Genomic DNA, 22,822 nt, shown 5'->3' with positions numbered 1-22,822 from the left:
CTCAGCGGTTCTTGTGGTACACGTCGACAAACACGGCGGCCAGCAACACCAGGCCCTTGATCACCTGTTGGTAGTCGATGCCGATGCCCAGAATCGACATGCCGTTGTTCATCACCCCCATGATGAAAGCGCCGATGACCGCGCCCATGATCTTGCCCACACCGCCCGATGCCGAGGCGCCGCCGATGAAACACGCGGCGATCACGTCCAGCTCAAAACCCAAACCGGCCTTGGGCGTGGCGGTGTTCAGCCGCGCGGCAAACACCAGCCCGGCCAGTGCGGCCAGCACCCCCACGTTGACAAAGGTGTAGAACGCCAGGCGTTCGGTCTTGATGCCCGACAAGCGTGCGGCTTTCTCGTTGCCGCCCAGTGCGTAAACCCGGCGGCCAATGGTGGTGCGGCGCATCACAAAGTCGTACAGCAGCACCAACAGCGCCATCACGATGAGCACGTTGGGCAGGCCGCGGTAAGAAGACAACATCCACGTGAAGCCCACCAGCAAAGCCGCTACCACGATGATGCGGAAGAAGAACACGGCGGCGGGCTCGGACGTGATGCCGTGGCGCGCTTCACGCAAGCGGCTGCGGATGCTGGCCACCGACAGCAGCACCGCCACCACCACACCCAGCAGCAGCGAGGTGAGGCGGAAGCCATCGGTGCTGAACAGGTCGGGGATGAAGCCCGAACTCAGACGCTGGAACACTTCAGGAAAAGGCCCGACCGACTGGCCTTGCAGCAGCGCCAGCGCCAAGCCCTTGAACACCAGCATGCCCGCCAGCGTGACGATAAACGACGGAATGCGAAAGTACGCCACAAACCAGCCCTGGATGGCCCCGATCAACCCGCCGCAGGCCAGACACACGATGGTGGCGGGCAACACCGGCCAGTCGTAGTTGACCATCAGCACAGCGGCCAAGGCGCCGATGAAGCCGCAGACCGAACCGACCGACAAATCGATATGCCCGGCCACGATCACCAGCAACATGCCCAGCGCCATGATGACGATGTAGCTGTTTTGCAGCACCAGGTTGGTGAGGTTGAGCGGCTGCATCAGCGTGCCGTCGGTCATGAACTGGAAGAAGCCCATGATCACGACCAGCGAGATCAACATGCCGTATTCGCGGAAGATGCGACGCGCGTTGGCTTTGGCCGAACCTTGCGGTTCAGCGGCAGGGGCAGCGGCCTGGGTGGGCGTGCCTTTGAGGGTGATGGGGTTGTCCATTCGTGGTGACCTGTTTTATTTAGCTTTGACGATCGCGGCCATGATCTTTTCCTGGCTGGCTTCTGCCGTGGGCATCTCGGCCACAAAGCGGCCTTCGTTCATCACATAGATGCGGTCGGTGATGCCCAGCAGCTCGGGCATTTCAGAAGAGATCACGATCACGCATTTGCCTTCCTCGGCCAGCTTGGCGATCAGCGTGTAAATCTCGTACTTGGCGCCCACGTCGATGCCGCGCGTGGGCTCGTCCAGAATCAGCACTTGCGGCTCGGTGAACAGCCATTTGCCCAGCACCACTTTCTGCTGGTTGCCGCCCGAGAGGTTGAGCGTCAATTGGTCCACACCCGATGAACGGATGCGCAGCGCTTTGCGGTAACGCTCGGCCACGTCGTGTTCGGCGGACTGGTCGATGACGGTAGCTTTCGACACACCTTCCAGATGGGCCAGCGAGACGTTGAAACGAATGTCTTCCTCGAGCACCAGGCCCGCGCCCTTGCGGTCTTCGGTCACATAAGCCAAGCCGTGGCCGATGGCGCGGCCCACGTTGCTGGTGTCGATCTCTTGGCCCTCCAGCAGCACCTGGCCGCTGACGAACTGGCCCCAACTGCGGCCAAACACACTCATGGCGAATTCGGTGCGGCCCGAGCCCATCAGGCCGGCAATGCCCACCACCTCGCCGCGCCCGGCGGTGAGGTTGAGGTTGCGCAGAAAAATGCGGTCGGGGTGCAGCGGGTGGCGTACCTGCCAGTTGCGCACCTCAAAGGCTACGGGGCCGATGTTGGGCGTGCGCGGCGGGTAGCGGTCGGCCATGGCGCGGCCCACCATGCCACGGATAATGTGGTCTTCGCTCACGGCGCTGCTGTGGCAGTCCAGCGTCTCCACCGTGCTGCCGTCGCGCAGGATGGTGATGGAGTCGGCCACGCGCGAAATCTCATTGAGCTTGTGCGAGATGAGAATGCAGGTCACGCCTTCGGCGCGCAGGCCAATCAGCAAGTCCAGCAGCGCCTGGCTGTCGTTTTCGTTCAGGCTGGCGGTGGGTTCGTCGAGGATGAGCAAGCGCACGCGCTTGGACAAGGCCTTGGCAATTTCCACCAGTTGCTGTTTGCCCATGCCCAGGTCTTTGATGGGCGACTCGGGCGATTCTTTGAGCCCCACTTTGTGGAGCAACTCTTGGGTACGGCGGTGCGCTTCGATCCAATCGATCACGCCGTTCTTGGCGACCTCATTGCCGAGAAAAATGTTCTCGGTGATGGACAGCATGGGCACCAGCGCCAGCTCTTGGTGGATGATGATCACGCCTGCGGCTTCGCTGTCGTGGATGCCGCCAAACGATTGGGTCTGGCCGTCATAGACGATGTCGCCCTCGTAGCTGCCGTGGGGGTACACGCCGCTCAGCACCTTCATCAGCGTGGATTTACCGGCGCCGTTTTCGCCCACCAGCGCGTGGATTTCGCCGCTGCGCACACGCAGGTTCACACGGTCTAGCGCCACAACACCCGGAAAGGTCTTCCGGATGTTGCGCATTTCAAGCAAGGTTTGCAATTCAGGGCTCCGTGGGAAGCTTGTGCCTGCCGCCATCGGCTGCGGCACAAGCATGGGGATCACTTGATTTGCGAGGCCTTGTAGTAGCCGCTGCCAACCAGGATGCTTTCCCAGTTGGATTTGTCCACGGCCACGGGTTTCAGCAGGTACGAGGGCACCACCTTCACGCCGTTGTTGTAGGTCTTGGTGTCGTTGACTTCGGGGGCCTTGCCGGCCATCACACCGTCCACCATGTTGGCCGTGACCTTGGCCAGCTCACGGGTGTCTTTGAAGATGGTGGAGTACTGCTCGCCGCGCAAGATGGACTTGACCGACGGCACTTCAGCGTCTTGCCCGCTGACGATAGGGCAGGGCTGCTGCGCAGTGCAATAACCCACACCTTTGAGCGACGACAAGATGCCGATCGACAAACCGTCATACGGCGACAACACGGCGTTGACCTTGTCTTTGCCATAGTAGGCCGAGAGCAGGTTGTCCATGCGGGCTTGGGCCACAGCGCCATCCCAGCGCAGCGTGCCGACCTTGTCCATGCCCATTTGTTTGCTGCGCACCACCAGCTTGCCGCTGTCGATGTAGGGCTTTAGCACCGACATCGCGCCGTCGTAAAAGAAGAAGGCGTTATTGTCGTCTGGCGAGCCGCCAAACAGTTCGATGTTGAACGGGCCTTTGCCTTCCTTCAGACCGAGCTTGTCGACGATGGTGGAGGCTTGCAACACGCCCACCTGGAAGTTGTCGAACGTCGCGTAGTAGTCCACGTTCTTCGAGCCCTTGATCAGCCGGTCGTAGGCGATGACTTTGATGCCTTTGTCGGCCGCACTTTGCAGCACCTTCGACAAGGTGGTGCCGTCGATGGACGCGATCACCAACACCTTCACACCCTTGGTCACCATGTTCTCGATCTGGGCGAGTTGGTTCGGGATGTCGTCGTCGGCGTATTGCAGGTCGGTGCGGTAGCCGCGCTCCTTGAGCACCTTGACCATGTTGTCGCCGTCCGCAATCCAGCGGGCCGACGATTTGGTTGGCATGGAGATGCCGATCAGGCCCTTGTCTTGCGCCTGCGCGAAGGTGGTGAAGCTGGCAGCAGCGGTGGCGCCAATGGCCAGTGCGGCCAGGAATAGCTTGCGTTTCATCTGGTGTGTCCTCGGGGTCAAGATCGGCTTAGTACTTGCGGTTAGGGAACTCTTTGGCGGCCACTTCCATCGGGAAGATGCCTTCTTCGGTCAGGATGCGCTTGGGCAGCGTCTTGCCGGCCTTGATGTCTTTGGCGGCGGCCATGAGTTGTGGGCCGAGCAGCGGGCTGCATTCCACGGTGACATTGAGCTTGCCGGCCATCATGGCCTCGAAGGCGCCCTTGACCGCGTCGATAGAGATGATGGTGATGTCCTTGGCGGGCTTCAGGCCAGCTTCTTCAATCGCCTGGATGGCACCAATGGCCATGTCGTCGTTGTGTGCGTAGAGCACGTTGATGTTTTTGCCTTCGGCCTTCAAGAAGGCTTCCATCACTTCCTTGCCCTTGGCGCGGGTGAAGTCGCCGGTTTGCGAGCGCACGATCTTGAACTTGGGGTCGGCCTTGATGATTTCCTCAAAGCCCTTCTTGCGGTCGATGGCCGGAGCGGAGCCCACGGTGCCTTGCAGTTCGACGATGCGCACTTCGCCCTTTTGGTCTTTCATCTTGTCGGTGAGCCAGCGGCCGGCCTTGCGACCTTCTTCGACAAAGTCGGAGCCCATGAAGGTGACGAAGAGCGTGTCGTCTTTGGTGTTGACGGCGCGGTCGGTCAGCACCACCGGGATCTTCGCGGCCTTGGCCTCGCGCAGCACGGTTTCCCAGCCGGATTCCACCACCGGCGAGAAGGCGATCACGTCGACCTTTTGCGCGATGAAGGAGCGGATGGCCTTGATCTGGTTCTCTTGCTTTTGCTGCGCGTCAGAGAACTTCAGCTCAATGCCGGCGGCCTTAGCCGACGACTTGATGGATTCGGTGTTGGCGGTGCGCCATTCGCTTTCTGCGCCCACTTGGCTGAAGCCCAGCACGATGGGCTTTTGCGCGAAGGCCAGGCTGGGCAGCAAGGCGGCGAGGGAAGCGGCAGCGGTGCTGCTGATGACGTGTCTGCGGTTCAGTTTCATCTTTGTCTCCTGTTAGGGTGGTTTTGCGGAATGGGAAATGAAAAGCGGGAGCAGTGAGGGGCTTGGAAAAAATAAATAGGGGGTTAGTGGGTCATGGTGTAGGCCGTTTTCACGGTGGTGTAGAAATCGGCGGCGCTGTGCGCGTTGTGGCGTGCCTGGCCACGCATGGCGCGGTGTGAGGCGCGGCGTGCACCGCACAGCATTTGCAGATCGGCGTCGGCCGTGGGCATGTTGACCAGCACGGTGTCGGCGCGCGCATGGCGGCGGAAGTTGGCGGCTTGCTGCAGCGAGCGTGTGAACACGCCCATGCACAGGCCGTAGGGCGGGTCGTTGGCCAGGGCCAGGGCGTGATCGGCGTCTTCGGCGCGCAGCACGCAGGCCACGGGGCCAAAAACGTTTTCGCGTGCAATGCGGTGCTCGGGCTGGGCCAGGAACAGTGCCGGGTTCATGAAGTGGCCGGGTGTGGGGCGCTCCAGTCGCTCGCCGCCAAACACGTGTTCGGCGCCTTCGGTTTTGGCGAGCGTCACGCTGTCTAAATCGCGCTTCAACTGGCGGCGGTCGACCACGGGCCCAATGTCGATGCCGGGGGTCAACGCGTGGCCGATCTGCAGGGCGCCGAGGCGCGCTTGCAAACGTGCGACAAAGGCGTCGTGGATGGGCGCTTCGACGATCAGCCGGTTCGAGGCGCTGCAGCGTTGGCCGGTGGCAAAGTAGGCGCTGCGCACGGCGCATTCCACGGCGTGTTCAAGATCGGCATCGGCCAAGACCACCAGCGGGTTCTTGCCCAGTGTCTCCAACTGCAGCTTGGTGTGGCGCTCTCCGGTGGCGCGCAAGATGCGCTCGGCATCGGCCTCGGTGCCGGTGAAACTCAGGCCGTCGATGGCAGCGCTGTCGATCAAGGTTTGGCCGACTTCACGGTCGCCGCCCATCACCAGGTTGAACACACCGGCGGGCAATCCAGCGCGGCTGATGATGTCGGCCAGCGCCCAGCCGCAGGCGGGTACCAGTTCTGCGGGCTTGAACACCACGCTGTTGCCATAGGCCAGCGCGGGCGCAATTTTGGAGGCCGGCACGGCGAACGGGAAGCACCACGATGCCATCAACGCCACCACACCCACCGGTTCGCGGTTGACGTCAACTTGCACGCCGGGGCGCGCGGCGGGAAACACTTGGCCGGTGGAGCGCACGGCTTCACCAGCGAAGAACTTGAAGATGTGGCCGGCGTGCACCACTTCGGCTACCGCCTCGGGCAATGTCTTGCCTTCTTCGCGGGCCAGCAGCAGGCCGAGTTCTTCTTTGCGCGCCAACAGTTCGCTGCCGATCTGGTCGAGCGCATCGGCGCGGCGTTGCGGGGTGGTGCGGCTCCAGGGGGCGAAGGCGTCGGCGGCGGCGCGTACGGCTTGCTGGGTTTGGTGGCGGTCGGCGCGGGCGTATTCTGCAACGATCTCACGCGGATCAGACGGGTTCTCGCTGATGCCGATGGTGGCGCCGGTTTCCCACCGGCCATTGATGTAGTTGCGGATGTCGCGTTGAACGCCGTCTAGCTTCACCTTGTCTCCAGCATCATGAAAGGATTCTTAAAGTCGTTTGGATTCTAGGAATCAAAAAGATATCATTCCAATCAAATTTGCGTCAATATTGATATCAATCGAGGGATTCTGGAAATCCCGCATGCCCACTTACTGCTGAACGATGTCTACCTACACCCACTGGTTTATCCGCGCCCGGCTTAAAACCCGCCAACTGTTATTGATCGTGGCGCTGGCCGAAGAGGGCAACATCCACCGGGCGGCGCAGGTGCTGAACATGACGCAGCCCGCCGCTTCCAAGTTGCTGAAAGACCTGGAAGAAGTGCTGGAGGTGCAATTGTTTGAGCGCCTGCCGCGTGGCATGCGGCCCACCTGGTATGGCGAATGCATGATTCGCCACGCACGCGAAGCGCTGGCGAGCCTGAACCAGGCGCACGATGAACTGGCGGCCCTGAAGGCTGGGCGGTTTGGTCAGGTGGGCGTGGGGGCCATCACGTCACCCGGCTTGGCGTTGCTGCCTGCCGCCATTGCCGCGTTAAAGCAAGAGCAGCCTAACCTGCGTATATCGCTCGACATTGAAACCAGCCCGGTACTGCTGAACCGTCTGCGCGAAGGCAAGTTGGATGTGATCGTGGCGCGCTTATTTGAAGAACACGACAAGGCCAATCTGCGCTACGAGCCGCTGACCGGCGAGCCGGTGTGCGCGGTGGCGCGGCCGGGGCATCCGCTGATGTCGGTCAACGGCCTGACGCTGCGCGACGTGGTCAACGCCGGGTGGATCGTGCCGCCTGCCGGCAGCGTGTTGCGCCACCGTTTTGATTTGATGTTCACCGAAGCCAGCCTGGTGCCGCCCATCAACGTGATCGAGACGGCGGCGGTGCTGTTCATCACGCGCATGCTGCAAAAGAGCGACATGCTGTGTGTGATCGCCACCGAGGTGGCCAACTACTACGCAGCGCACGGCATCCTGTCGATCTTGCCGCTGGAGATGCCGTGCAACATGGACGACTTTGGGCTCATCACCCGCACCGACCGCCTGCCGTCGCCTGGCGCCAAGCTGTTGATGCAGGCCCTGCGCACGCAGAGCCTGGCGGTTTATGGACGCAAGCTGGAAGCCGCCTAATTAAACCCAGCCGGCGTCGACGGTGAACTCATGTGCTGTGCACATGGCGCCATCGTCCGCCGCTAAAAACAACACCATGTTGGCAATGTCTTGTGGCTTGAGTTTGTCGGGCAGGCATTGGTTGCGCGCCAGTTCTTTTTCGCCTTCGGCATCGAGCCACAGCGCAATTTGTCGCTCGGTCATCACCCAGCCGGGCGACACGGTGTTGATGCGAATGCGGTCTTGCCCCAGCGACTTGGCCAGGCCACGCGTGAGCCCGTTCACCGACGACTTGGCGATTGAATAACACGGGTAGCCGCTGCCCTTGCCCTGCCAGCCGGTGGAGCCCAGGTTGACGATGGAGCCAAAGCCCAAACGCTTCATGCCCGGCACGGCAGCTTGAATGGCAAAGAACGCCGGGCGTTCGTTGATGGCCATGCGCTCTTCGTAATAAGCGGGGGTGACAGACTCCAGCGTGTGGCGGTCGTCGCTGGCCACGTTGTTCACCAGCACGGCGAAGTCACCCAAGGCCGCGGCCGCATCGGTGACGGCGGCTTGCAGTGCCGCCACGTCGCGCACATCGCATACCCGCCACCACGGTGCGGTGTGGCCGGCCTCGGCAATGTTCTGCGCCAGGCGGCGGCTGGGTTCTTCGGCAATGTCGATGAATGCCACGCGAGCGCCTTGTGCGGCAAAGCTGCTGACGATGGCCGCGCCAATGCCGCTGCCCCCGCCCGTGACGAAAACCGAGCGGCCTTTCAGGCTCGGATAGGTGGTGGATCCGGGGTTCAAGCGCTGTCTCCTTGGGTGTGTTCTTGGGTTTCTGATATTGCAAATTGCATATTGATGAATATGATGTTGATCTAATTCAGTTATCAATATGCCTCAGGTCGGCGTGGCACGTCAATGCCCACGTGGCACCTGGCTACCCAAGAACGTTCTAAACGGAGACAAAACTTGCCACACAAACCGATCTACACAGCGCCCAGCTTGCGCGGCGCGGTGCGCTGCCTCGTGGACGCGCACGCGCAACTTGGCGAGGGCGCATGTTGGTCGCCGCGTTTGCAGCAGTTGTGGTGGGTCGATATCTTGGGCCGGCAATTGCGCCGCTACAACCCGGTCGATGGTGGTTTGCAAACATGGACGTTTGACGAAGAAGTGTCGGCCGTGGCCGAGTGCAACGACGGCCCAGGTCTGATGCTCACGCTGCGCCGAGGCTTTGCGACCTTCGACCCCACACAAGCGGACGCCCTGCCGCTGTACAGCCACTGCCCGCCCACCGAGCCCGTGACCAACCGCTTCAACGACGGCAAGTGCGACGCCGCCGGCCGCTTCTGGGGCGGCACCATGGACTTTGCCTGCGTTGCCCCCAGCGGCGCGTTGTACCGCTTCGACCCCGACGGCCAATGCAGCCAGCACGACAAAGGCTGGGTGGTGACCAACGGCCCCACTTGGTCGGCCGACCAGCGCACGCTGTACGCCAACGACACCGTGCAAGGCCGCATCTACGCCTACGACTTTGACATCGCCACCGGCGCTTTGGCGCACCGCCGCCTGTGGCACACCTTTGCCGAGGGCGATGGCTTTCCGGATGGCATGACCACCGACGCGGCCGGCCGCTTGTGGATTGCCCATTGGGGCGCGGGCTGTGTGACGGCGCACCACCCTGACACGGCAGAAGAGTTGTGCCGCATCACACTGCCTGCGAGCCAAATCACCAGTTGCGCTTTTGGCGGCGCTGATTTGCGCACGCTCTACATCACCAGCGCAGCCGTGGGCTTGAGCGCCGAGCAACTGGCTGCCGAGCCGCTGGCCGGTGCCTTGTTTGCGGTGGAGATCGACAGCCCCGGCGTAGCCGCAAATACTTTTGGATCGGCCTCGATGGCTGGGAGCACGGACGCATGACACACACATTGGTATGGCTGCGCCACGCAGGCCAACATCTGGCCCTGGTGCCGACACTCGGCGGCAGCGTGGCCGCTTGGCAATGTGAGCGAGCCAACGTTCGGGAAGGACGCACCGGCGACCGTTTCGACCTGTGGCGCCCTTGGGGCGGCGCGGTGGAAGATCTGTACCAGATGGCGTCGTTCGCCATGGTGCCGTGGTCCAACCGCATCAGCCATGGCGGCTTTGAACATAACGGCCAGTTCCACGCCATGCAACCCAACCGCGCGGGCGAGGCTTACCCCATCCACGGCGACGGTTGGTTGCAGTCTTGGCAACATGAGCAAACCGCGCCCGACACGGCGGTGATGACGCTGGAGTCGCAGCACTTCAACGGCGCGCCGTACCACTACCGCGCGACGCAAACTTTTCGCTTGCTGCCCGGTGGGTTGGACCAGACGGTAACGGTGCGCCATTTGGGCCCCGACAGCTTGCCTTACGGCCTGGGCTTGCACCCGTGGTTTCCGCGCACGCCATACACGCATGTGCAGGCGCCGGTGCAAGGCGTGTGGCTCAGTGGCGCCGACCCCATTCCCACGGGCTACACCAGCGAGTTTCCGCAGAGCTGGGATTTGAATGCCGGGCTGGATGCCATCGATCCGCAGGGCCGCTTGATCGACAACGGCTATAGCGGCTGGGGCGGGCAGGCCACCATCACCTGGCCGGAACATGGCTTGCAATTGAGTGTCAGCATGCCGAACTTTGTGGCCGATGGCGGTGTGGCGCAGCACCACTGTTTGATCTACCGCCCGCCGCAAGGGCCGGCGTTTTGTTTTGAGCCCATCACGCACCCGATTGACGCCTTTCACCAGCCGGGCCGGCCGGGGTTGAAGGTGTTGGCGCAGGGGGAAGAGTTGACGCTGGCGGTGCAGTGGCGCTGGCGTGAGTTTGTGTAGAGAAACTCTCTAAAAAAGATAGCTGCTTACGCTTGGTGGAAAAGCGTAGCAGCCTCTTTTGGCTTGAGGTTAACCCGCTTTCGCCGCAGTGGTGCACGGTGCGATTTTGAACTCCACGCGCCGGTCGATGGCGTCTAGCGCGTTGTCGGTGCCGCTGCCCACAATGTTCTCTGCCCAGCCCTTGCCGGTGCCGGAAAGCCGAGGCCCCAAAGTCGGCTGGTTCGCGCGCATCAATTCAATCACACGTTGGCTGCGCGCCAGCGACAGGCGTTGGTTGAAGCCTTCTTCACCAGTGTGGCTGGTGTGCCCGGAAATCTCCAGGCACGATGGGGCGGCAACCGCCTGAGCAGAGATTTCCTGCAACCAGAAGCCGTAGGCACCGCTGACGGCCGGGTCTGCCCAGAAGGTGGTTTGGCCGGGCGTGAACAGTAGCTTCACGGCCAGGGTCTGGGCCTTGAAGCCTTCGGAGATGACGTGGGTGAATGCACTGCGCGCTTCCTTCTCTCGGCCAAGTTTTATCAGGCTGAGGTATTGGCCGTTGTAGGCACGGATGGCGTAGTTGGAAGGCTGGGCCGCGGCGGTCTGGAACATGGCCAGCGCCTTTTGGTACTGGCCAGCGCTGTAGGCGTCTTGGGCCTGGTTGATCAGCCCGAGCGTGCCCACGCCGGCAACTTCATCTGCGCTGAGTTTGGCACCTGCAGTGGCTTCGGCACCCGTGGTGGCCCGCTGGAAGATCACCGGGCTGTCGACGGAGTAGGCGGTGGGCAAAGTGTCGGCCGCAGGCGTGCGCACCGGGCCTTGCCAACGCGCGACCACCTCGTGGGTTTTGCTGTCGATCAGTACCAAGGTCAGCACCTGTGCGACGTCACCCTTGGGCGGGGCGGTCGTCGGCTCGGCGACGGGGCTGGTGGGGTCCTTGGGGGCCAGGCTGGCGCTGAGCATGAGATCTACGGGCGTTTGCACCGCGACCTCGGCGGGCACGCGTTTCAGCTCTGGCGCGGCTGCATCCAGATGGCTGGACACAATCTGCTTGGCTTTGGCGGCGGCCATCGATTCAGGCAGCGCAAAGATGGGCTTTTGCGCGTTCGCGGCAGGCAGGTCGGCGGCGACGTTGACGAAGGGGCCTACCACCACGCTGGCAGGCGCCAGGCGCGCTAGAAATTGCGGCAGATTTTGTTGTGCGCGCCACTGGTTGGTGAGCTGTTCTGTGGCGGCCACCACGTCCTGTTCGAATGGCGTTGCGGGCGGTGCCACGGGGGCAGAAACACAAGCGGCGAGAGGTATCAGCGCAGCGGTCATCGCCAAGGTGCGCAGTGTGCGCGTGGTGGCAGGGGTGAGGGAGGTGGGGGCAGTAAAAGTCATTTTTTAGCGACATTGGTTTTCTAAAACGCGCCGTTGTGCCGTGCTGAGGGGTTCACCCAAAGACATTTGGGCCAGCAGGTTGGTGCATTGCGCGCTGGTGGTTCTGGGGCCCAAGCGCTTGGCCATTGGCGTGGCTTCGGTGGCCGCCGCAGGTGGTGGGAGGGCATGCGGCAGCGTGCCGGTTGGTTGGGCTGTGGGCGAGGTGGGTGTGGCTTTTATGGGTGACGCATGAGGGTGTTCCTTTGGCAGGGGCGTGGTTGGCGTTGAGGACGGGAACGCTGCTGATGCCGCAGGCGCTGTGAGGAGGGCTGTTGTCTGTGGATCGGGCGACTCGGACGTTTCCGTGGCGATGGGGGGCTCCGTTGCGATGGGCGTTGGGGCCGATGGCATTTCGGCTGGCACTTGGGCGCTCACTGGTGCCGTGGGTTGGATTGCCGGGCGGTGGGCATACCACCACATGCCTCCCACCAGCAAGCTGGTGGCCGCGAGTCCTGTTGCCCAGGTGGTCCAACGTGCGACGGGATGGGCAGGCGTGCGCAGGGGCGGTGTCTGTCGCTCGGCCTGCGCGCCAGACAGGGGCATAGCCTCGGTTGGCGGCTGCATCGGCGCTGGTGTGCTGGCTTGCGTGAGCAAGACAGGCGTGACCGCGGGGCGCTGGCTGGGCTCGCTGGGGGCGTCAGTTGTGTTGAGTGCCGACGCTGGTGCGACTGGGACCTCATCTGGAGCCATCGGCGCGATGGCGGCCGTGGTTGCAGCGTCCGCTACTGGCGTGTGCGGCTCGGCGTAGTACAGCAGTTCGTCAGCCTCTAAGGCAACGGCTGTGGCGTGGATCGGTTCGGTCGATTCGAGCAAGATGGCCGTGTGCAGCAACTGCTGGCACAGCATGTTGATGCGGCCAGGGTTGCCTTGTGTGCGGGCATGGATCTCGGCGAAGGCTGAGGGCATCAGATCCGGTAGCCGTGGACCAGCGTATTGCGAGAGCCGGTGCTGTACGTACGCAGTGGACTCTGCCGCCGTGAACTGCGGCACAAAGAATCTTGGGCCTATGTCGGTGGCACATGCAGCTGAAGTAGAAGCTCGCTCGGTGCTGTTGAGCGTGTCTGGCCAACAAGGCTTGCCCACCAGGATCAAGCGCAGAACCGGGCGGCCATGCAATTGCTGCTGGCTCAGTGCCAGCAAGAGATGCAGCGCATCCTGCGGCAGATGCTGCGCCTCGTCCACCACCAGCAGGCTGGACTCGTCGCAACTGGCCCATACGCGCAGTTGGGTTTCGATCCATTCCAACGGTGGCTGGTGCGACATGACCGATGGGCCCGGCGGCATGCCGAACGCATAGGCAATAGAACTAGCCATCTCCAGCGCGGACATCACCGTGAAGGACAACCGCGCAACGTGTGCCCAGTGCGCGGGCAGGCTCTGCACTACTGTGCTGACCAGCAGCGTTTTGCCCGCGCCTGCTTTGCCCTCGACCACTAGCGGCCCGTGACCATTCGCCAGGTTGGTCAGCAAGGCCAGTCGAACCTGTTCTGTGGCCGTGGTGGCGAAGTAGCGCGCCGGGTCCGGGCGCCAGTCAAAGATGCGACCAACTTCGTTCAAGGCTTCAACATTCAGGGGCATGACAGGGGTCCGTTCAATCTGGCTGCGTGGCGTTCTGGGGGCGTGACTACCGTGGGGTGTTGAAGCAGGGGCGTTTTGTTTTTTGCCGCAGGGGCTGCGGGGGACGAGCTGCAAAGCGGATGAAAGCGGGGCGAATTGGCAGTTCAAAAAGACGTTTGAAAAGGGGCAGGCACGCAGCGCCGAGGTGCTTGCGGACGCTGACCAAGCGATCGCCGAATGGTAGGGAGGCTGTCACTTTGGCTTGTGTATTTCTGCGCGCTTTGAGCATGTGATCGCCGCAGCTTTTTGTAAGTAAAACGAGTGCATGTACGGCTGGGGAAACAGGCTTGCCCAACCTGGTTGTCGCCTACGGGTGTCTACGGGCGTGGCGCGGGTCTGCGTGCTGGCAAAATACCGGCCACTCTGGAGCCCACACTTGCAAACTCTTTACCCTCTCTTGGCCACCGTGGTGGCGTACCTCATCGGGTCGTTGTCGTTCGCGGTCATCGTGAGCAAATGCATGGGGCTCAGCGACCCCCGCACCTATGGCAGCAAAAACCCAGGCGCCACCAATGTGCTGCGCTCGGGCAGCAAGGCTGCGGCCATCGTCACGCTGCTGCTGGATGCATTGAAGGGCTGGGTGCCGGTGGTGCTGGTGCGCTGGTTTGGCGAGCCTTACGGCCTAGGCGAAGGCACGGTGGCGCTGGTGGGCCTGGCGGCCTTTCTGGGGCATTTGTACCCACTGTACTTCCGCTTCCAAGGCGGCAAGGGCGTGGCCACCGCGCTGGGCGTGCTGCTCGGCATCCACTGGCTGTTGGGCCTGGGCACGCTGGTCACGTGGCTGATCATTGCGGTGTTCTTCCGTTACTCGTCGCTGGCCTCTTTGGTGGCGGCCGTGTTCGCGCCCGTGTTCTACGTGCTGGTGGCCGGCGCGTTCTGGTACTTCGACAAGTCGATCTTGATGTCGATTGCCGTGATGTCGGTGCTGCTCGTGTACCGCCACCGCGAAAACATCAACCGTTTGCTGCAGGGCAAAGAGTCCCGCTTGGGTAAGAGCAAGGCCCCCGCAGCGAAGTAAGCCGCAGCCCTAACGACTCATCCATACCGCTTCAGAGCGGCGGCTTGCTCAAGCCGTCGCGTTGGCCGGCCGGTCGGCCTGTATGCCCATGCGCAGCAGGTTCTGATGGTTGATGCGCACCTTGACGGCTTCTTGGGTCAGGGCCGCCAGCACCAGCGGGGCGCTGGTGGCCGTGCGGTGCAGGCGTGGCGTGTGCAGCACTTCACCGCTGCGGTTGAGCACAATCGCCACTAAAGGATGGTTGGGCTTTTTGCTGCGACGCAACACCACGGCGGTTTCGCCGTTGTCCAGGCGCACATAGGTGCCAGGCGGGCACAGGCCGGTGGCTCGCACCAGTGCAAAGCCCACGGGGTCGTGCGGCTCGCCGGTTTGCATCATGATGGTTCGCGCCGATTCAGTGGCGCTGCGGCCCGAGCGGGTTTTGCGCGGGCTCACCATGGCCGCATAACGGTCGACGGTGCGCAGAATGTGCGACAGCCGCTCGACCACTGACCATTGTTCGTACTCGCCATCTGGTGGGCTGGTGCCATGGTGGTTGGCCACGACCTCGATCCAAACGCTGTCGTGCACACCCACGTCAATCAACAACAAACGCCCCGAATAGGCGTGGGCCTGGATGCTGGCCGCTTGTTGGGGCGTGGGTTTGTCGCTTTGAGCGGCCAGGTCGTTTTGCAGTTGCGTCATGGCGATGTTCATCGTCATGGCCGCAAACACCAAGCTGTCGCGCTCGCTGCGGGGCAGGTCGAGCTCTTGCGCGGTGAGGTCACACAGCACAGCGCAGATCAACGCGTGCAGCGCGCTGTAGCCCATGGAGGCGTTGGTGGCCAACTGGAACAGCAGGTAGAGCGCAGTGTCGGCGTCTTGGCGCAGCAGGTCTTGCATCCAGCGGTCGTACTGGCGCAGCTTGTGCACGAAGGCCGGGATATTCATCGGGTTGCCAAGCACCATCGCCAGACCCGATTCAAGGTCAGCCCATAGGCTGAGCAAGTCTTCGTAATCTGCGCTTTGAGGGTGCGGCAATGTGGTGGGCTGCATTGAACGGCTGGGCGTACTTCTGATCTTCAGCATTTGCTGGGGCGAGTGACCGAATCTAGCAGATTGTGCGGGCCCTGCGGGGTCTGAACGTGTAGCGAAAAGAACGCAAATGCATGGGCGCGCGCCCTGGGCATATGCTGCACTGCGTCAATAGCGGCGTTCTAGCACCATCTGGTCGTTGGTGCGGTTCATTTGAAAACGTGACAACACGCTGTTGCCCAGCAGCACATAAGGCATGGGCGCGGGGGTGACCACGGCCTCCACGTCGTAAAGTTGCACATCGCCCACACGCACCGTGGCCAGCCGAATGCGCCAACCTTGGGCCATGCCATTGGCCGTGCTCATCTGCACGGGTTGGCCATTCTTGAAGTTGATATTGAGCCGCTCAGCCTCGGCCTGGCTGAGGCCGACGACGGAAGCGCCGGTGTCGACCATGAATTGCGTCGTCGCACCGTTGATGCTGCCTTGGCTGAAGAAGTGGCCCCGGCTGTCGGCCGTGAGCACCACACGCGTGCTGCCTGCACTCGCATTGGCCGCCATTTGCACCGGCGTGTCGCCCACGCGCAAGGTGTGGCGTTTGCCGGTGACTTCCAGATCGGCCGCATCGCTACGCGTGGCGATGACTTTGACGCCTTTGTAGGTCTCGCCAGGTGCGACGGTTTTAGGCGCTCCGCCATCGACCACCAGCAAGGCCTTGTTGCCCAGCATGCCCGAGAGCACCACGCTCTGGGCCTGCGCCAAAGTACCAGCGCCCAGCAGCAAGGCCAGAGCGATGCCGGGGAGCCAGTGGATGTGGCGCATGGTGTGGGCTGGTTTAGTCGCGGAAGTTGTTGAAGCTCAGGGGCAGGTCGACCATCTCTTTGCGGATCAGCGCCATGGCGGCTTGCAAGTCATCGCGCTTGGCGCCGGTGATGCGCACGGCATCGCCCTGGATGGCGGCCTGCACCTTCATCTTGCTGTCCTTGATGGCCTTTTGGATCTTCTTGGCCGCGTCGGACTCGATGCCGTTGCGTACCTTGATGACTTGCTTGACCTTGTCACCGCCAATTTTTTGCACGTCGCCCTTGTCGAGAAACTTCACGTCGACGTTGCGCTTGGTCAGCTTGTTTTGCAACACGTCTTCGATCTGGGTGAGTTGGAACTCGGCGTCACCGATCAAGGTGATTTCCTTGTCCTTCAGTTCGACCGAGGCAGACGTGCCCTTGAAGTCAAAGCGGGTGGAAATTTCTTTAGTGGTGTTTTCGACGGCGTTTTTGACTTCGACCAGATCGGCTTCGCAAACAGTATCAAAAGAAGGCATCTTGGTGGACTCTCTATGGGCAGCCCGGGCCTGTCGGGGCGGCTGCCAGTGGGTGGGGGTGGGCTGCGACAGGCCAGCCAGGCAACGGGGCGGGATGACACCAGACCCGGTGCGACAATCCGGGCATGTTAATCGAGAAAAATGCCCCGCTGCGCGACTACAACACCTTTGGCATCGTCGCCAAGGCGCAAACCTTGGTGCGCATCACCAGCGAGGCCGACTTGGCGCAGGTCTGCGCCGACCCGGTGCTGGGGCCGCAACCCAAATTTGTGCTTGGCGGCGGTAGCAACGTGGTCCTGACCGGCGACGTGCGCCCGGTGGTGCTGAAGGTCGAGGTGATGGGCAAACGCCTGGTGGCCGAGACCGACAAGGCCTGGATTGTGGAAGCCGGTGGCGGCGAGAGCTGGCACGGCTTGGTGCAGTGGACGCTGGCGCAGGGCTACCCCGGCCTGGAAAACTTGGCGCTGATTCCGGGCACCGTGGGCGCCTCGCCGGTGCAGAACATCGGCGCCTATGGCGTGGAGCTGCAAGACCGTTTTGAATCGCTGGACGCCGTGGACTTGACCACCGGCCAAACGTTCACCTTGGATGCCGCGCAATGCGCCTTTGGTTACCGCGACTCGGTGTTCAAACATGTGGCGGCACAGCCCGGCGACTTTGGCCTGGCTGGTCGCGCCCTCATTACCCGTGTGCGCCTGCGCCTGCCCAAACCGTGGAAACCCGAAATGGGTTACCTCGATTTAGAGAAAAAGCGGCAAGAGCGTAATGTAGATGTGCCTACGCCGCTACATATTTATGAGTGGATTTGCGAAATCCGCCGCAGCAAGCTGCCCGACCCCGCCGTCATTGGCAACGCTGGCAGCTTTTTCAAGAACCCCACGGTCAGCCCCGAGCAGTGCGCCGACATCATCGCGCGCGAGCCGCGCATCGTGCACTACCCCATGGCCGACGGCAGCATCAAGCTGGCGGCGGGCTGGCTCATCGACGCCTGCGGCTGGAAGGGCAAGTCCATCGGCAACGCCGGCGTGTACGACAAACAGGCGCTGGTGCTGGTGAACCGTGGCGGTGTGACCGGCGGCGAGGTGGTGACGCTGGCGCGCGCCATCCAGACCAGCGTGTACGAGCGCTTTGGCATTCGGCTGGAGCCGGAGCCGGTGGTCATTTGATGCGCTGAACTAGCCGCCGAAGCGTTCGGTGCGAATGTCGGCGGGCGGCACGCCGTGGGCCACCAAGGCTTGGGCCACGGTTTCCACAAAGCCGTTGCTGCCGCACACGTACACCAAGGGCAAGGGCGATCGTCCCAACGTTTCCAAGATGCTGGCCAGGTAAGCCGCGTCGATGCGCCCGGTCTTGTCTTGTGGCCGTGGCGCCGTGCTGGCGCGCGACAACACCAGGTGCGTGGCGAATCCGTGGTGCTGCTCCAGCGCTTGCAAGGCGGGCCACAGAATGACCTCTGCCATATCGCGCGCGGCGTAGACCAAACTCATGGGCGGCTGCGGGTCGCGCAAAGCGGCGCGGTGCTGCGCCATCGACAGCAACGGCACCACACCTGAACCGCCGCCGACCAACAGCACTGGCCGGGCTTGGTGCGTGGGCCAGACGAAGTGGCCGCCCACCGGGCCCAGCACTTCCACCTCATCGCCGGCTTGGGCCACGTCAAAGAAGTAGGGCGAAACTTCGCCGTCCTCCAGCCGTTCAATCGCCAGGTCGTAAAAACCTTCGAGTGCGGGGGGCGACAGCAGGGAGTAGCTGCGTTGGGCTTGATAGCCGTCTTCGGCAGTGAGGCGCACGTCCACGTGTTGGCCCGCGCGCGGCTGGTGCCAGGTCTGCGGCCGCAAGCGGATGCGCACGATGCGCGGGCTCAGGCGCTCGGTCGACTCGACGGTGGCGGGTGTCCATAACACCATGTCAATCGTCGCTATAGCGCTGCTGTAGAAACGGATCGCCACGCCGGTGGTAGCCGCGCAGTTCCCAAAAGCCCAACTCGTCACGCTGCAGAAACTGCAGTCCACTCACCCACTTGGCCGACTTCCAAAAATACAGGTGTGGCACCAGTAGCCGAGCTGGGCCACCGTGTTCGGCCTGCAGCGGCGCCCCGTCGTAGTGCGTGGCCACCATGGCCTTGCCGCCCAGCATGTCGGCGCTGTCTACGTTGGTTGAATAGTCGTCATAACCATGCGCCAGGCTGAAGGGGGCGGGCGCACCAGAAAATCCGGCGGCGGCCAGCAGGTCGTCCACGGTCACGCCTTGCCAACTGGTGTCGAACTTCGACCAGGTGGTGACGCAATGGATGTCTGCTATCACGCGGGTTTGCGGCAGGGCGTTGAACTCGGCCCAGTTCCACACCTTGACCGGGCGCGGGCCCACCTTGAGCGTGAACTTCCAGTTGGCCACTTCGATGTGCGGCGTGGGCCCGGCGGACAACACCGGAAAGTCATCGGTGAGCGACTGGCCGCGCGGCAGTCGCGCGGCCAAGGTGGCGCTGAGGCCACCGCGACGGGTTCCGCCAAATCCTCTGGTCGCCATGGCTGACTCCTTTTATGAAAACAAGTCTGGCTGCGCTTTGGTTATCTTTTGGGTGGGCTCATCGGCCAACCCAATCGTATCGCCAGCCTGGAGTCGCCCACCACGCAAAATGCGCGCCGTCACGCCACCGTGCCCACGCAATGCGTTGTAGCCGCCATGGCCCAGCAGTTGTTCCATGCGCGAGCACGGGTCGCATGGGCCGGTGATGGTGATCAGCACCTCGGCACCAATGTGCCAGACCAAGGGCCGGTCGGCAAACGGCGAACGCATGGCCAGCAGGTTCCAGCCCGAGACCACCAGGTTGCGCCGCAGCAGCGTGGCGTCGATCGACGTGCGTCCGCACCACGCGGCCACCGTGGGCAAATGTTCGGCCTGGATGAGCGTGATTTCGCGCAAGCGCGCCGTCTCGGTCAGGCGCCCGCGTGTCGCGCGGTGGTCGCCCAGCAGGCCGTAGCCGGGTTGCGCTTCGGCCTGCTGCACCGTTTGCGCCGGTGCCCCTTTGGCAGGGCGCAGGATGATGGAATCGACGCGCCCTTGGCGTGGGTGCTGAGCGGTCAGGGTGCGCAGGTCTGGCATGAGGTTGGCTTGGATGTGGCGTAGAGCTCAGGCGAAACTTCAAGTATGCCTGCGCCCATGAAAAAACCCGGGCCACCAAAGATGACCCGGGTTTTGACTCAAGCGCAGCTAGAAACTGCTCACCAGTGAAGGCTTACTTGCTTTCTTTGTTGCCAATTTGCGCCAGCGCCGCTTCGCCGCCCAGCGACAGCAAGCCGCTGCGGGCGTAGATGCCGAGCTTGGCGCGGGTGTCGGTGATGTCGAGGTTGCGCATGGTCAATTGGCCGATGCGATCCAGTGGCGAGAACGGCGCGTCTTCCACCTTTTCCATGCTCAGGCGCTCGGGGGCGTAGGTGAGGTTCGGGCTGTCGGTGTTGAGGATCGAGTAGTCGTTGCCACGGCGCAGTTCCAGCGTGACTTCGCCGGTGATGGCTCTGGCGACCCAGCGTTGTGCGGTTTCGCGCAGCATGATGGCTTGGGGGTCGAACCAGCGGCCTTGGTACAGCAGGCGGCCGAGTTTGCGGCCGTTGTCGCGGTATTGCTCGATGGTGTCTTCGTTGTGGATGCCGGTCACCAGGCGTTCGTAAGCGGCAAACAACAGCGCCAGGCCGGGGGCTTCGTAGATGCCGCGGCTCTTGGCTTCGATGATGCGGTTTTCGATCTGGTCGCTCATGCCCAGGCCGTGGCGGCCACCGATGCGGTTGGCTTCCAGGATCAGGTCGACGCTGCTGGCAAAGGTTTTGCCGTTCAGTGCCACCGGTTGGCCTTCTTCAAAGCGCACGGTGACTTCTTCGGCCTTGACGGCCACGTCTTCCTTCCAGAACGCCACGCCCATGATGGGGTTGACGATGCGAATGCCGCTGCTCAGCAGTTCCAGGTCTTTGGCTTCGTGGGTGGCGCCGAGCATGTTGGAGTCGGTGCTGTAGGCCTTCTCGGCGCTCATCTTGTAGCCAAAGCCGGCTTGCGTCATGAACGCCGACATTTCAGCGCGGCCGCCGAGTTCGTCGATGAACAGTTGGTCGAGCCAAGGCTTGTAGATGCGCAGCGCGGGGTTGGTCAACAGGCCGTAGCGGTAGAAGCGCTCGATGTCGTTGCCCTTGAAGGTGCTGCCGTCGCCCCAGATGTGGACGTCGTCGTCTTTCATGGCGGCCACCAGCATGGTGCCGGTCACGGCACGGCCCAGCGGCGTGGTGTTGAAGTAGGTGATGCCGCCGGTGCTGATGTGGAAGGCGCCGGCTTGCAGAGCGGCAATGCCTTCAGCGGCCAACTGGCTGCGGCAGTCGATCAGGCGCGCTTTTTCGGCGCCGTATTGCATCGCCTTGCGCGGGATCTCGTCGTAGTCGGGCTCGTCGGGCTGGCCCAGGTTGGCGGTGTAGGCGTAGGGCAGGGCGCCCTTGAGCTTCATCCAGTGCAGTGCGGCGCTGGTGTCCAGGCCGCCGGAGAAGGCGATGCCGACCTTTTGGCCGGCGGGTACGTTTTGGAGAATGGTGGCCATGCTGGAGTTTCCGAAAAGCTGGGGATTAGCCGAAGTGGCAGATGTAGTGGTAGGGCTCGGTCACGCGGATCTCGAACTTCGAGTTGCCGGGCACGCTGAACGATTCACCCGCTTGCGAGCGCACCCAGGCGTCGCTACCCGCCAGCTTGTATTCGCAGCTGCCGGCCGTGCATTCCATGATCTCGGGCGCGCCGGTGTTGAAGGTCAGGGTTGCGGGCAACACCACGCCAACAGACTTCTTGGTGCCGTCGGCAAAGGTGATGCCGTGGCTGACGCATTTGCCATCGAAATAGACGCTGGCCGTGGTGGAGACGGTCACGCCGTCAAATTTTGCAGTGGTCATTGGGCTGGCCGCAAACCGGTGGTTTGCGCGGAGAGGTTGGGACAGCCGATGATTTTAGACCGTGGAAGGGCGCGGGGCGGGCGTTGCTGCCCCATTGTGAGCCGTAGAGGCCGATTTACATCGGCGGCGCGAAGCCGTTGCGCCCTGCGGTGATGCGGGTGGCGGTGGGGGTACCGTCTTTCATGACAGCGGTAACGGTGAGCTTGGCGCCCACCACGAGCAGCGAGGCGTCGGCTGGCTTGAAGGTGACCACGGGCACGTCTGGCGGCACCAGCAGGGTTTTTTCGCCGTCTTTGTATTTGAGCTTCAGCGTGCGACCTGCGGGGCCGCTCGCTACGACTACTTCGTCCACCGTAGCATTGGTCATGGTGCTCTGTGGCACGGCATCCCAGTTGCGATGGCCTTCGCCGGTGCCACGCATGGCCTCGGGGAACACCACCACCTGGATGGCTTTCAGCGTGCCATCGGCCTGCGGCATGGCGCCGCTGCCAATGAAGCTGCCGGCCTGGATGTCGGCCAACTGCATGGGCAGCACTTCGGCAATGGTGGTGGTGGCCGGCACGGCGAGCGTGACGACTTCGCCGCTGCGGTCGCGCACGGTGATGCTGCCGGGCTCCACCTTTTCAATGGCGCCGCGGATGCGCACGGGTGCAGCAGGGGCGGCCGGAGCTTGGGCAAACGTGGTGGAAAGCGTAGCGGCCAAAACGGCCCCCACAAGCATGGAAGCCTGGCGGCGGTTGAACATCATGACGGGCCTTTAAGTGTTGGAGTAGGAATGGACAGACCGGCGCCATGATGCCGCAGATCAGACCAACGCGCTCCAGTCCTCTGGTGTAAAGCCCACGGTAAAGGTTTTGCCCCAGTCGACCACCGGGCGCTTGATCACGCTGGGCTCGGCCAGCATCAGGGCCTTGGCGCTGGCCGCGTCTACCACCGCAGCCTGCGCGGCCGGGTCGAGCTTGCGCCAGGTCGTGCCTTTGCGGTTGACGAGTTTTTCCCAGCCGACGGCAGCGATCCATTTGTCGACCTCAGCGGCGGGCACGCCGGCTTTTTTGAAATCGTGGAAGGTGTAAGCGTGGGCTTGGGTGTCGAGCCAGGCACGGGCTTTTTTTACCGTGTCGCAGTTGGGGATGCCGTAGAGGATGGTCATGGGGTAATTATCTCCAGCCTCAAGTA

At 62.8% G+C, this 22,822-nt stretch carries 23 protein-coding genes; 5 read left to right on the top strand and 18 right to left on the bottom strand.

What is annotated here, in order from left to right; all coding sequences use genetic code 11:
* Position 1 precedes the first annotated feature (1 nt).
* The 5 genes from mmsB to ACPWMG_RS21840 form a co-directional block, all read right to left on the bottom strand.
* Positions 2 to 1,222: a multiple monosaccharide ABC transporter permease gene (gene mmsB, locus ACPWMG_RS21860; protein WP_483301617.1), complete on the bottom strand. Its 1,221-nt coding sequence runs from the start codon at positions 1,220 to 1,222 to the stop codon at positions 2 to 4.
* Between the two features lie 15 nt (positions 1,223 to 1,237).
* On the bottom strand, positions 1,238 to 2,743 hold the full coding sequence (gene mmsA, locus ACPWMG_RS21855) for a multiple monosaccharide ABC transporter ATP-binding protein (protein ID WP_483305302.1): 1,506 nt from the start codon (positions 2,741 to 2,743) through the stop codon (positions 1,238 to 1,240).
* Positions 2,744 to 2,820: 77 nt separating this feature from the next.
* The gene (chvE, locus tag ACPWMG_RS21850) at positions 2,821 to 3,891 is read right to left on the bottom strand and encodes a multiple monosaccharide ABC transporter substrate-binding protein (RefSeq protein ID WP_483301616.1); all 1,071 of its coding nucleotides are present in this window, start codon (positions 3,889 to 3,891) and stop codon (positions 2,821 to 2,823) included.
* Between the two features lie 28 nt (positions 3,892 to 3,919).
* Entirely contained in the window at positions 3,920 to 4,885 is a 966-nt protein-coding gene (locus ACPWMG_RS21845) for an ABC transporter substrate-binding protein (RefSeq protein ID WP_483301615.1), read from the bottom strand.
* Positions 4,886 to 4,968: 83 nt separating this feature from the next.
* Positions 4,969 to 6,435: an aldehyde dehydrogenase family protein gene (locus ACPWMG_RS21840; protein WP_483301614.1), complete on the bottom strand. Its 1,467-nt coding sequence runs from the start codon at positions 6,433 to 6,435 to the stop codon at positions 4,969 to 4,971.
* Positions 6,436 to 6,577: 142 nt separating this feature from the next.
* On the opposite strand from ACPWMG_RS21840, the gene ACPWMG_RS21835 reads away from it, so the two are divergent.
* Positions 6,578 to 7,537 (top strand): LysR family transcriptional regulator, encoded by a 960-nt coding sequence (locus ACPWMG_RS21835; RefSeq protein ID WP_483301613.1) that lies wholly within the window; start codon positions 6,578 to 6,580, stop codon positions 7,535 to 7,537.
* Here the strand turns inward: ACPWMG_RS21835 and ACPWMG_RS21830 are convergent, their stop codons facing one another.
* Positions 7,538 to 8,308: an SDR family NAD(P)-dependent oxidoreductase gene (locus tag ACPWMG_RS21830; protein WP_483301612.1), complete on the bottom strand. Its 771-nt coding sequence runs from the start codon at positions 8,306 to 8,308 to the stop codon at positions 7,538 to 7,540. It lies immediately after the preceding gene.
* Positions 8,309 to 8,473: 165 nt separating this feature from the next.
* On the opposite strand from ACPWMG_RS21830, the gene ACPWMG_RS21825 reads away from it, so the two are divergent.
* Both ACPWMG_RS21825 and ACPWMG_RS21820 read left to right on the top strand, forming a co-directional pair.
* Positions 8,474 to 9,421 (top strand): SMP-30/gluconolactonase/LRE family protein, encoded by a 948-nt coding sequence (locus tag ACPWMG_RS21825; protein ID WP_483301611.1) that lies wholly within the window; start codon positions 8,474 to 8,476, stop codon positions 9,419 to 9,421.
* Positions 9,418 to 10,356, top strand: a complete 939-nt coding sequence (locus tag ACPWMG_RS21820) for an aldose 1-epimerase (RefSeq protein ID WP_483301610.1) — start codon at positions 9,418 to 9,420, stop codon at positions 10,354 to 10,356. Before ACPWMG_RS21825 ends, ACPWMG_RS21820 begins: the two co-directional genes overlap by 4 nt.
* 69 nt (positions 10,357 to 10,425) lie before the next feature.
* Here the strand turns inward: ACPWMG_RS21820 and ACPWMG_RS21815 are convergent, their stop codons facing one another.
* Positions 10,426 to 11,718, bottom strand: coding sequence for an OmpA family protein (locus ACPWMG_RS21815; RefSeq protein WP_483301609.1), 1,293 nt, complete (start codon positions 11,716 to 11,718; stop codon positions 10,426 to 10,428).
* A gap of 3 nt (positions 11,719 to 11,721) precedes the next feature.
* Positions 11,722 to 13,335, bottom strand: a complete 1,614-nt coding sequence (locus ACPWMG_RS21810) for an ExeA family protein (RefSeq protein ID WP_483301608.1) — start codon at positions 13,333 to 13,335, stop codon at positions 11,722 to 11,724.
* A gap of 415 nt (positions 13,336 to 13,750) precedes the next feature.
* On the opposite strand from ACPWMG_RS21810, the gene plsY reads away from it, so the two are divergent.
* Positions 13,751 to 14,392, top strand: coding sequence for a glycerol-3-phosphate 1-O-acyltransferase PlsY (plsY, locus tag ACPWMG_RS21805; protein ID WP_483301607.1), 642 nt, complete (start codon positions 13,751 to 13,753; stop codon positions 14,390 to 14,392).
* Positions 14,393 to 14,440: 48 nt separating this feature from the next.
* Here plsY and ACPWMG_RS21800 read toward each other — a convergent pair whose 3' ends face one another.
* From ACPWMG_RS21800 to ACPWMG_RS21790, 3 genes are all read right to left on the bottom strand, one after another.
* Complete coding sequence (locus ACPWMG_RS21800; protein WP_483301606.1) at positions 14,441 to 15,427, bottom strand: HD-GYP domain-containing protein; 987 nt, start codon at positions 15,425 to 15,427, stop codon at positions 14,441 to 14,443.
* Positions 15,428 to 15,574: 147 nt separating this feature from the next.
* On the bottom strand, positions 15,575 to 16,228 hold the full coding sequence (locus ACPWMG_RS21795) for a retropepsin-like aspartic protease family protein (RefSeq protein WP_483301605.1): 654 nt from the start codon (positions 16,226 to 16,228) through the stop codon (positions 15,575 to 15,577).
* Between the two features lie 13 nt (positions 16,229 to 16,241).
* Entirely contained in the window at positions 16,242 to 16,727 is a 486-nt protein-coding gene (locus ACPWMG_RS21790) for a YajQ family cyclic di-GMP-binding protein (protein WP_483301604.1), read from the bottom strand.
* A gap of 125 nt (positions 16,728 to 16,852) precedes the next feature.
* Between ACPWMG_RS21790 and murB the strand changes: the two genes are divergently transcribed.
* On the top strand, positions 16,853 to 17,893 hold the full coding sequence (gene murB, locus ACPWMG_RS21785; RefSeq protein ID WP_483301603.1) for a UDP-N-acetylmuramate dehydrogenase: 1,041 nt from the start codon (positions 16,853 to 16,855) through the stop codon (positions 17,891 to 17,893).
* Positions 17,894 to 17,902: 9 nt separating this feature from the next.
* Here the strand turns inward: murB and ACPWMG_RS21780 are convergent, their stop codons facing one another.
* The 7 genes from ACPWMG_RS21780 to ACPWMG_RS21750 form a co-directional block, all read right to left on the bottom strand.
* On the bottom strand, positions 17,903 to 18,634 hold the full coding sequence (locus tag ACPWMG_RS21780) for an FAD-binding oxidoreductase (RefSeq protein ID WP_483301602.1): 732 nt from the start codon (positions 18,632 to 18,634) through the stop codon (positions 17,903 to 17,905).
* Between the two features lies 1 nt (position 18,635).
* Positions 18,636 to 19,253: a molybdopterin-dependent oxidoreductase gene (locus tag ACPWMG_RS21775; protein WP_483301601.1), complete on the bottom strand. Its 618-nt coding sequence runs from the start codon at positions 19,251 to 19,253 to the stop codon at positions 18,636 to 18,638.
* Positions 19,254 to 19,265: 12 nt separating this feature from the next.
* Positions 19,266 to 19,829, bottom strand: coding sequence for an MOSC domain-containing protein (locus tag ACPWMG_RS21770; protein WP_483301600.1), 564 nt, complete (start codon positions 19,827 to 19,829; stop codon positions 19,266 to 19,268).
* Positions 19,830 to 19,962: 133 nt separating this feature from the next.
* On the bottom strand, positions 19,963 to 21,303 hold the full coding sequence (gene argG / locus ACPWMG_RS21765) for an argininosuccinate synthase (RefSeq protein ID WP_483301599.1): 1,341 nt from the start codon (positions 21,301 to 21,303) through the stop codon (positions 19,963 to 19,965).
* Between the two features lie 25 nt (positions 21,304 to 21,328).
* On the bottom strand, positions 21,329 to 21,646 hold the full coding sequence (gene ppnP / locus ACPWMG_RS21760) for a pyrimidine/purine nucleoside phosphorylase (RefSeq protein WP_483301598.1): 318 nt from the start codon (positions 21,644 to 21,646) through the stop codon (positions 21,329 to 21,331).
* A 115-nt stretch (positions 21,647 to 21,761) separates the two neighbouring features.
* Positions 21,762 to 22,394 carry a hypothetical protein gene (locus ACPWMG_RS21755; RefSeq protein WP_483301597.1) on the bottom strand — a complete coding sequence of 211 codons (633 nt, stop codon included), beginning with the start codon at positions 22,392 to 22,394 and terminating at the stop codon, positions 21,762 to 21,764.
* Positions 22,395 to 22,451: 57 nt separating this feature from the next.
* Positions 22,452 to 22,796: an ArsC family reductase gene (locus ACPWMG_RS21750; protein ID WP_483301596.1), complete on the bottom strand. Its 345-nt coding sequence runs from the start codon at positions 22,794 to 22,796 to the stop codon at positions 22,452 to 22,454.
* Between the last annotated feature and the right edge of the window lie 26 nt (positions 22,797 to 22,822).

This window comes from Hydrophilobacter chitinilyticus (assembly GCF_049860745.1).
GTDB lineage: Bacteria > Pseudomonadota > Gammaproteobacteria > Burkholderiales > Burkholderiaceae_C > Rhodoferax_B.
Note: the sequence above shows the minus strand (reverse complement) of the source record. Positions and strands in the feature narration are given on the sequence as shown.

Excerpts from the sequence above, each read along its gene's own strand:
- mmsB (WP_483301617.1), bottom strand. The coding sequence starts at position 1,222 with ATGGACAACCCCATCACCCTCAAAGGCACGCCCACCCAGGCCGCTGCC.
- mmsA (WP_483305302.1), bottom strand. The coding sequence starts at position 2,743 with ATGCGCAACATCCGGAAGACCTTTCCGGGTGTTGTGGCGCTAGACCGT.
- chvE (WP_483301616.1), bottom strand. The coding sequence starts at position 3,891 with ATGAAACGCAAGCTATTCCTGGCCGCACTGGCCATTGGCGCCACCGCT.
- ACPWMG_RS21845 (WP_483301615.1), bottom strand. The coding sequence starts at position 4,885 with ATGAAACTGAACCGCAGACACGTCATCAGCAGCACCGCTGCCGCTTCC.
- ACPWMG_RS21835 (WP_483301613.1), top strand. The coding sequence starts at position 6,578 with ATGTCTACCTACACCCACTGGTTTATCCGCGCCCGGCTTAAAACCCGC.
- ACPWMG_RS21820 (WP_483301610.1), top strand. The coding sequence starts at position 9,418 with ATGACACACACATTGGTATGGCTGCGCCACGCAGGCCAACATCTGGCC.
- ACPWMG_RS21815 (WP_483301609.1), bottom strand. The coding sequence starts at position 11,718 with ATGACTTTTACTGCCCCCACCTCCCTCACCCCTGCCACCACGCGCACA.
- ACPWMG_RS21810 (WP_483301608.1), bottom strand. The coding sequence starts at position 13,335 with ATGCCCCTGAATGTTGAAGCCTTGAACGAAGTTGGTCGCATCTTTGAC.
- ACPWMG_RS21800 (WP_483301606.1), bottom strand. The coding sequence starts at position 15,427 with ATGCAGCCCACCACATTGCCGCACCCTCAAAGCGCAGATTACGAAGAC.
- ACPWMG_RS21795 (WP_483301605.1), bottom strand. The coding sequence starts at position 16,228 with ATGCGCCACATCCACTGGCTCCCCGGCATCGCTCTGGCCTTGCTGCTG.
- ACPWMG_RS21790 (WP_483301604.1), bottom strand. The coding sequence starts at position 16,727 with ATGCCTTCTTTTGATACTGTTTGCGAAGCCGATCTGGTCGAAGTCAAA.
- murB (WP_483301603.1), top strand. The coding sequence starts at position 16,853 with ATGTTAATCGAGAAAAATGCCCCGCTGCGCGACTACAACACCTTTGGC.
- ACPWMG_RS21780 (WP_483301602.1), bottom strand. The coding sequence starts at position 18,634 with ATGGTGTTATGGACACCCGCCACCGTCGAGTCGACCGAGCGCCTGAGC.
- ACPWMG_RS21775 (WP_483301601.1), bottom strand. The coding sequence starts at position 19,253 with ATGGCGACCAGAGGATTTGGCGGAACCCGTCGCGGTGGCCTCAGCGCC.
- ACPWMG_RS21770 (WP_483301600.1), bottom strand. The coding sequence starts at position 19,829 with ATGCCAGACCTGCGCACCCTGACCGCTCAGCACCCACGCCAAGGGCGC.
- argG (WP_483301599.1), bottom strand. The coding sequence starts at position 21,303 with ATGGCCACCATTCTCCAAAACGTACCCGCCGGCCAAAAGGTCGGCATC.
- ppnP (WP_483301598.1), bottom strand. The coding sequence starts at position 21,646 with ATGACCACTGCAAAATTTGACGGCGTGACCGTCTCCACCACGGCCAGC.
- ACPWMG_RS21755 (WP_483301597.1), bottom strand. The coding sequence starts at position 22,394 with ATGATGTTCAACCGCCGCCAGGCTTCCATGCTTGTGGGGGCCGTTTTG.
- ACPWMG_RS21750 (WP_483301596.1), bottom strand. The coding sequence starts at position 22,796 with ATGACCATCCTCTACGGCATCCCCAACTGCGACACGGTAAAAAAAGCC.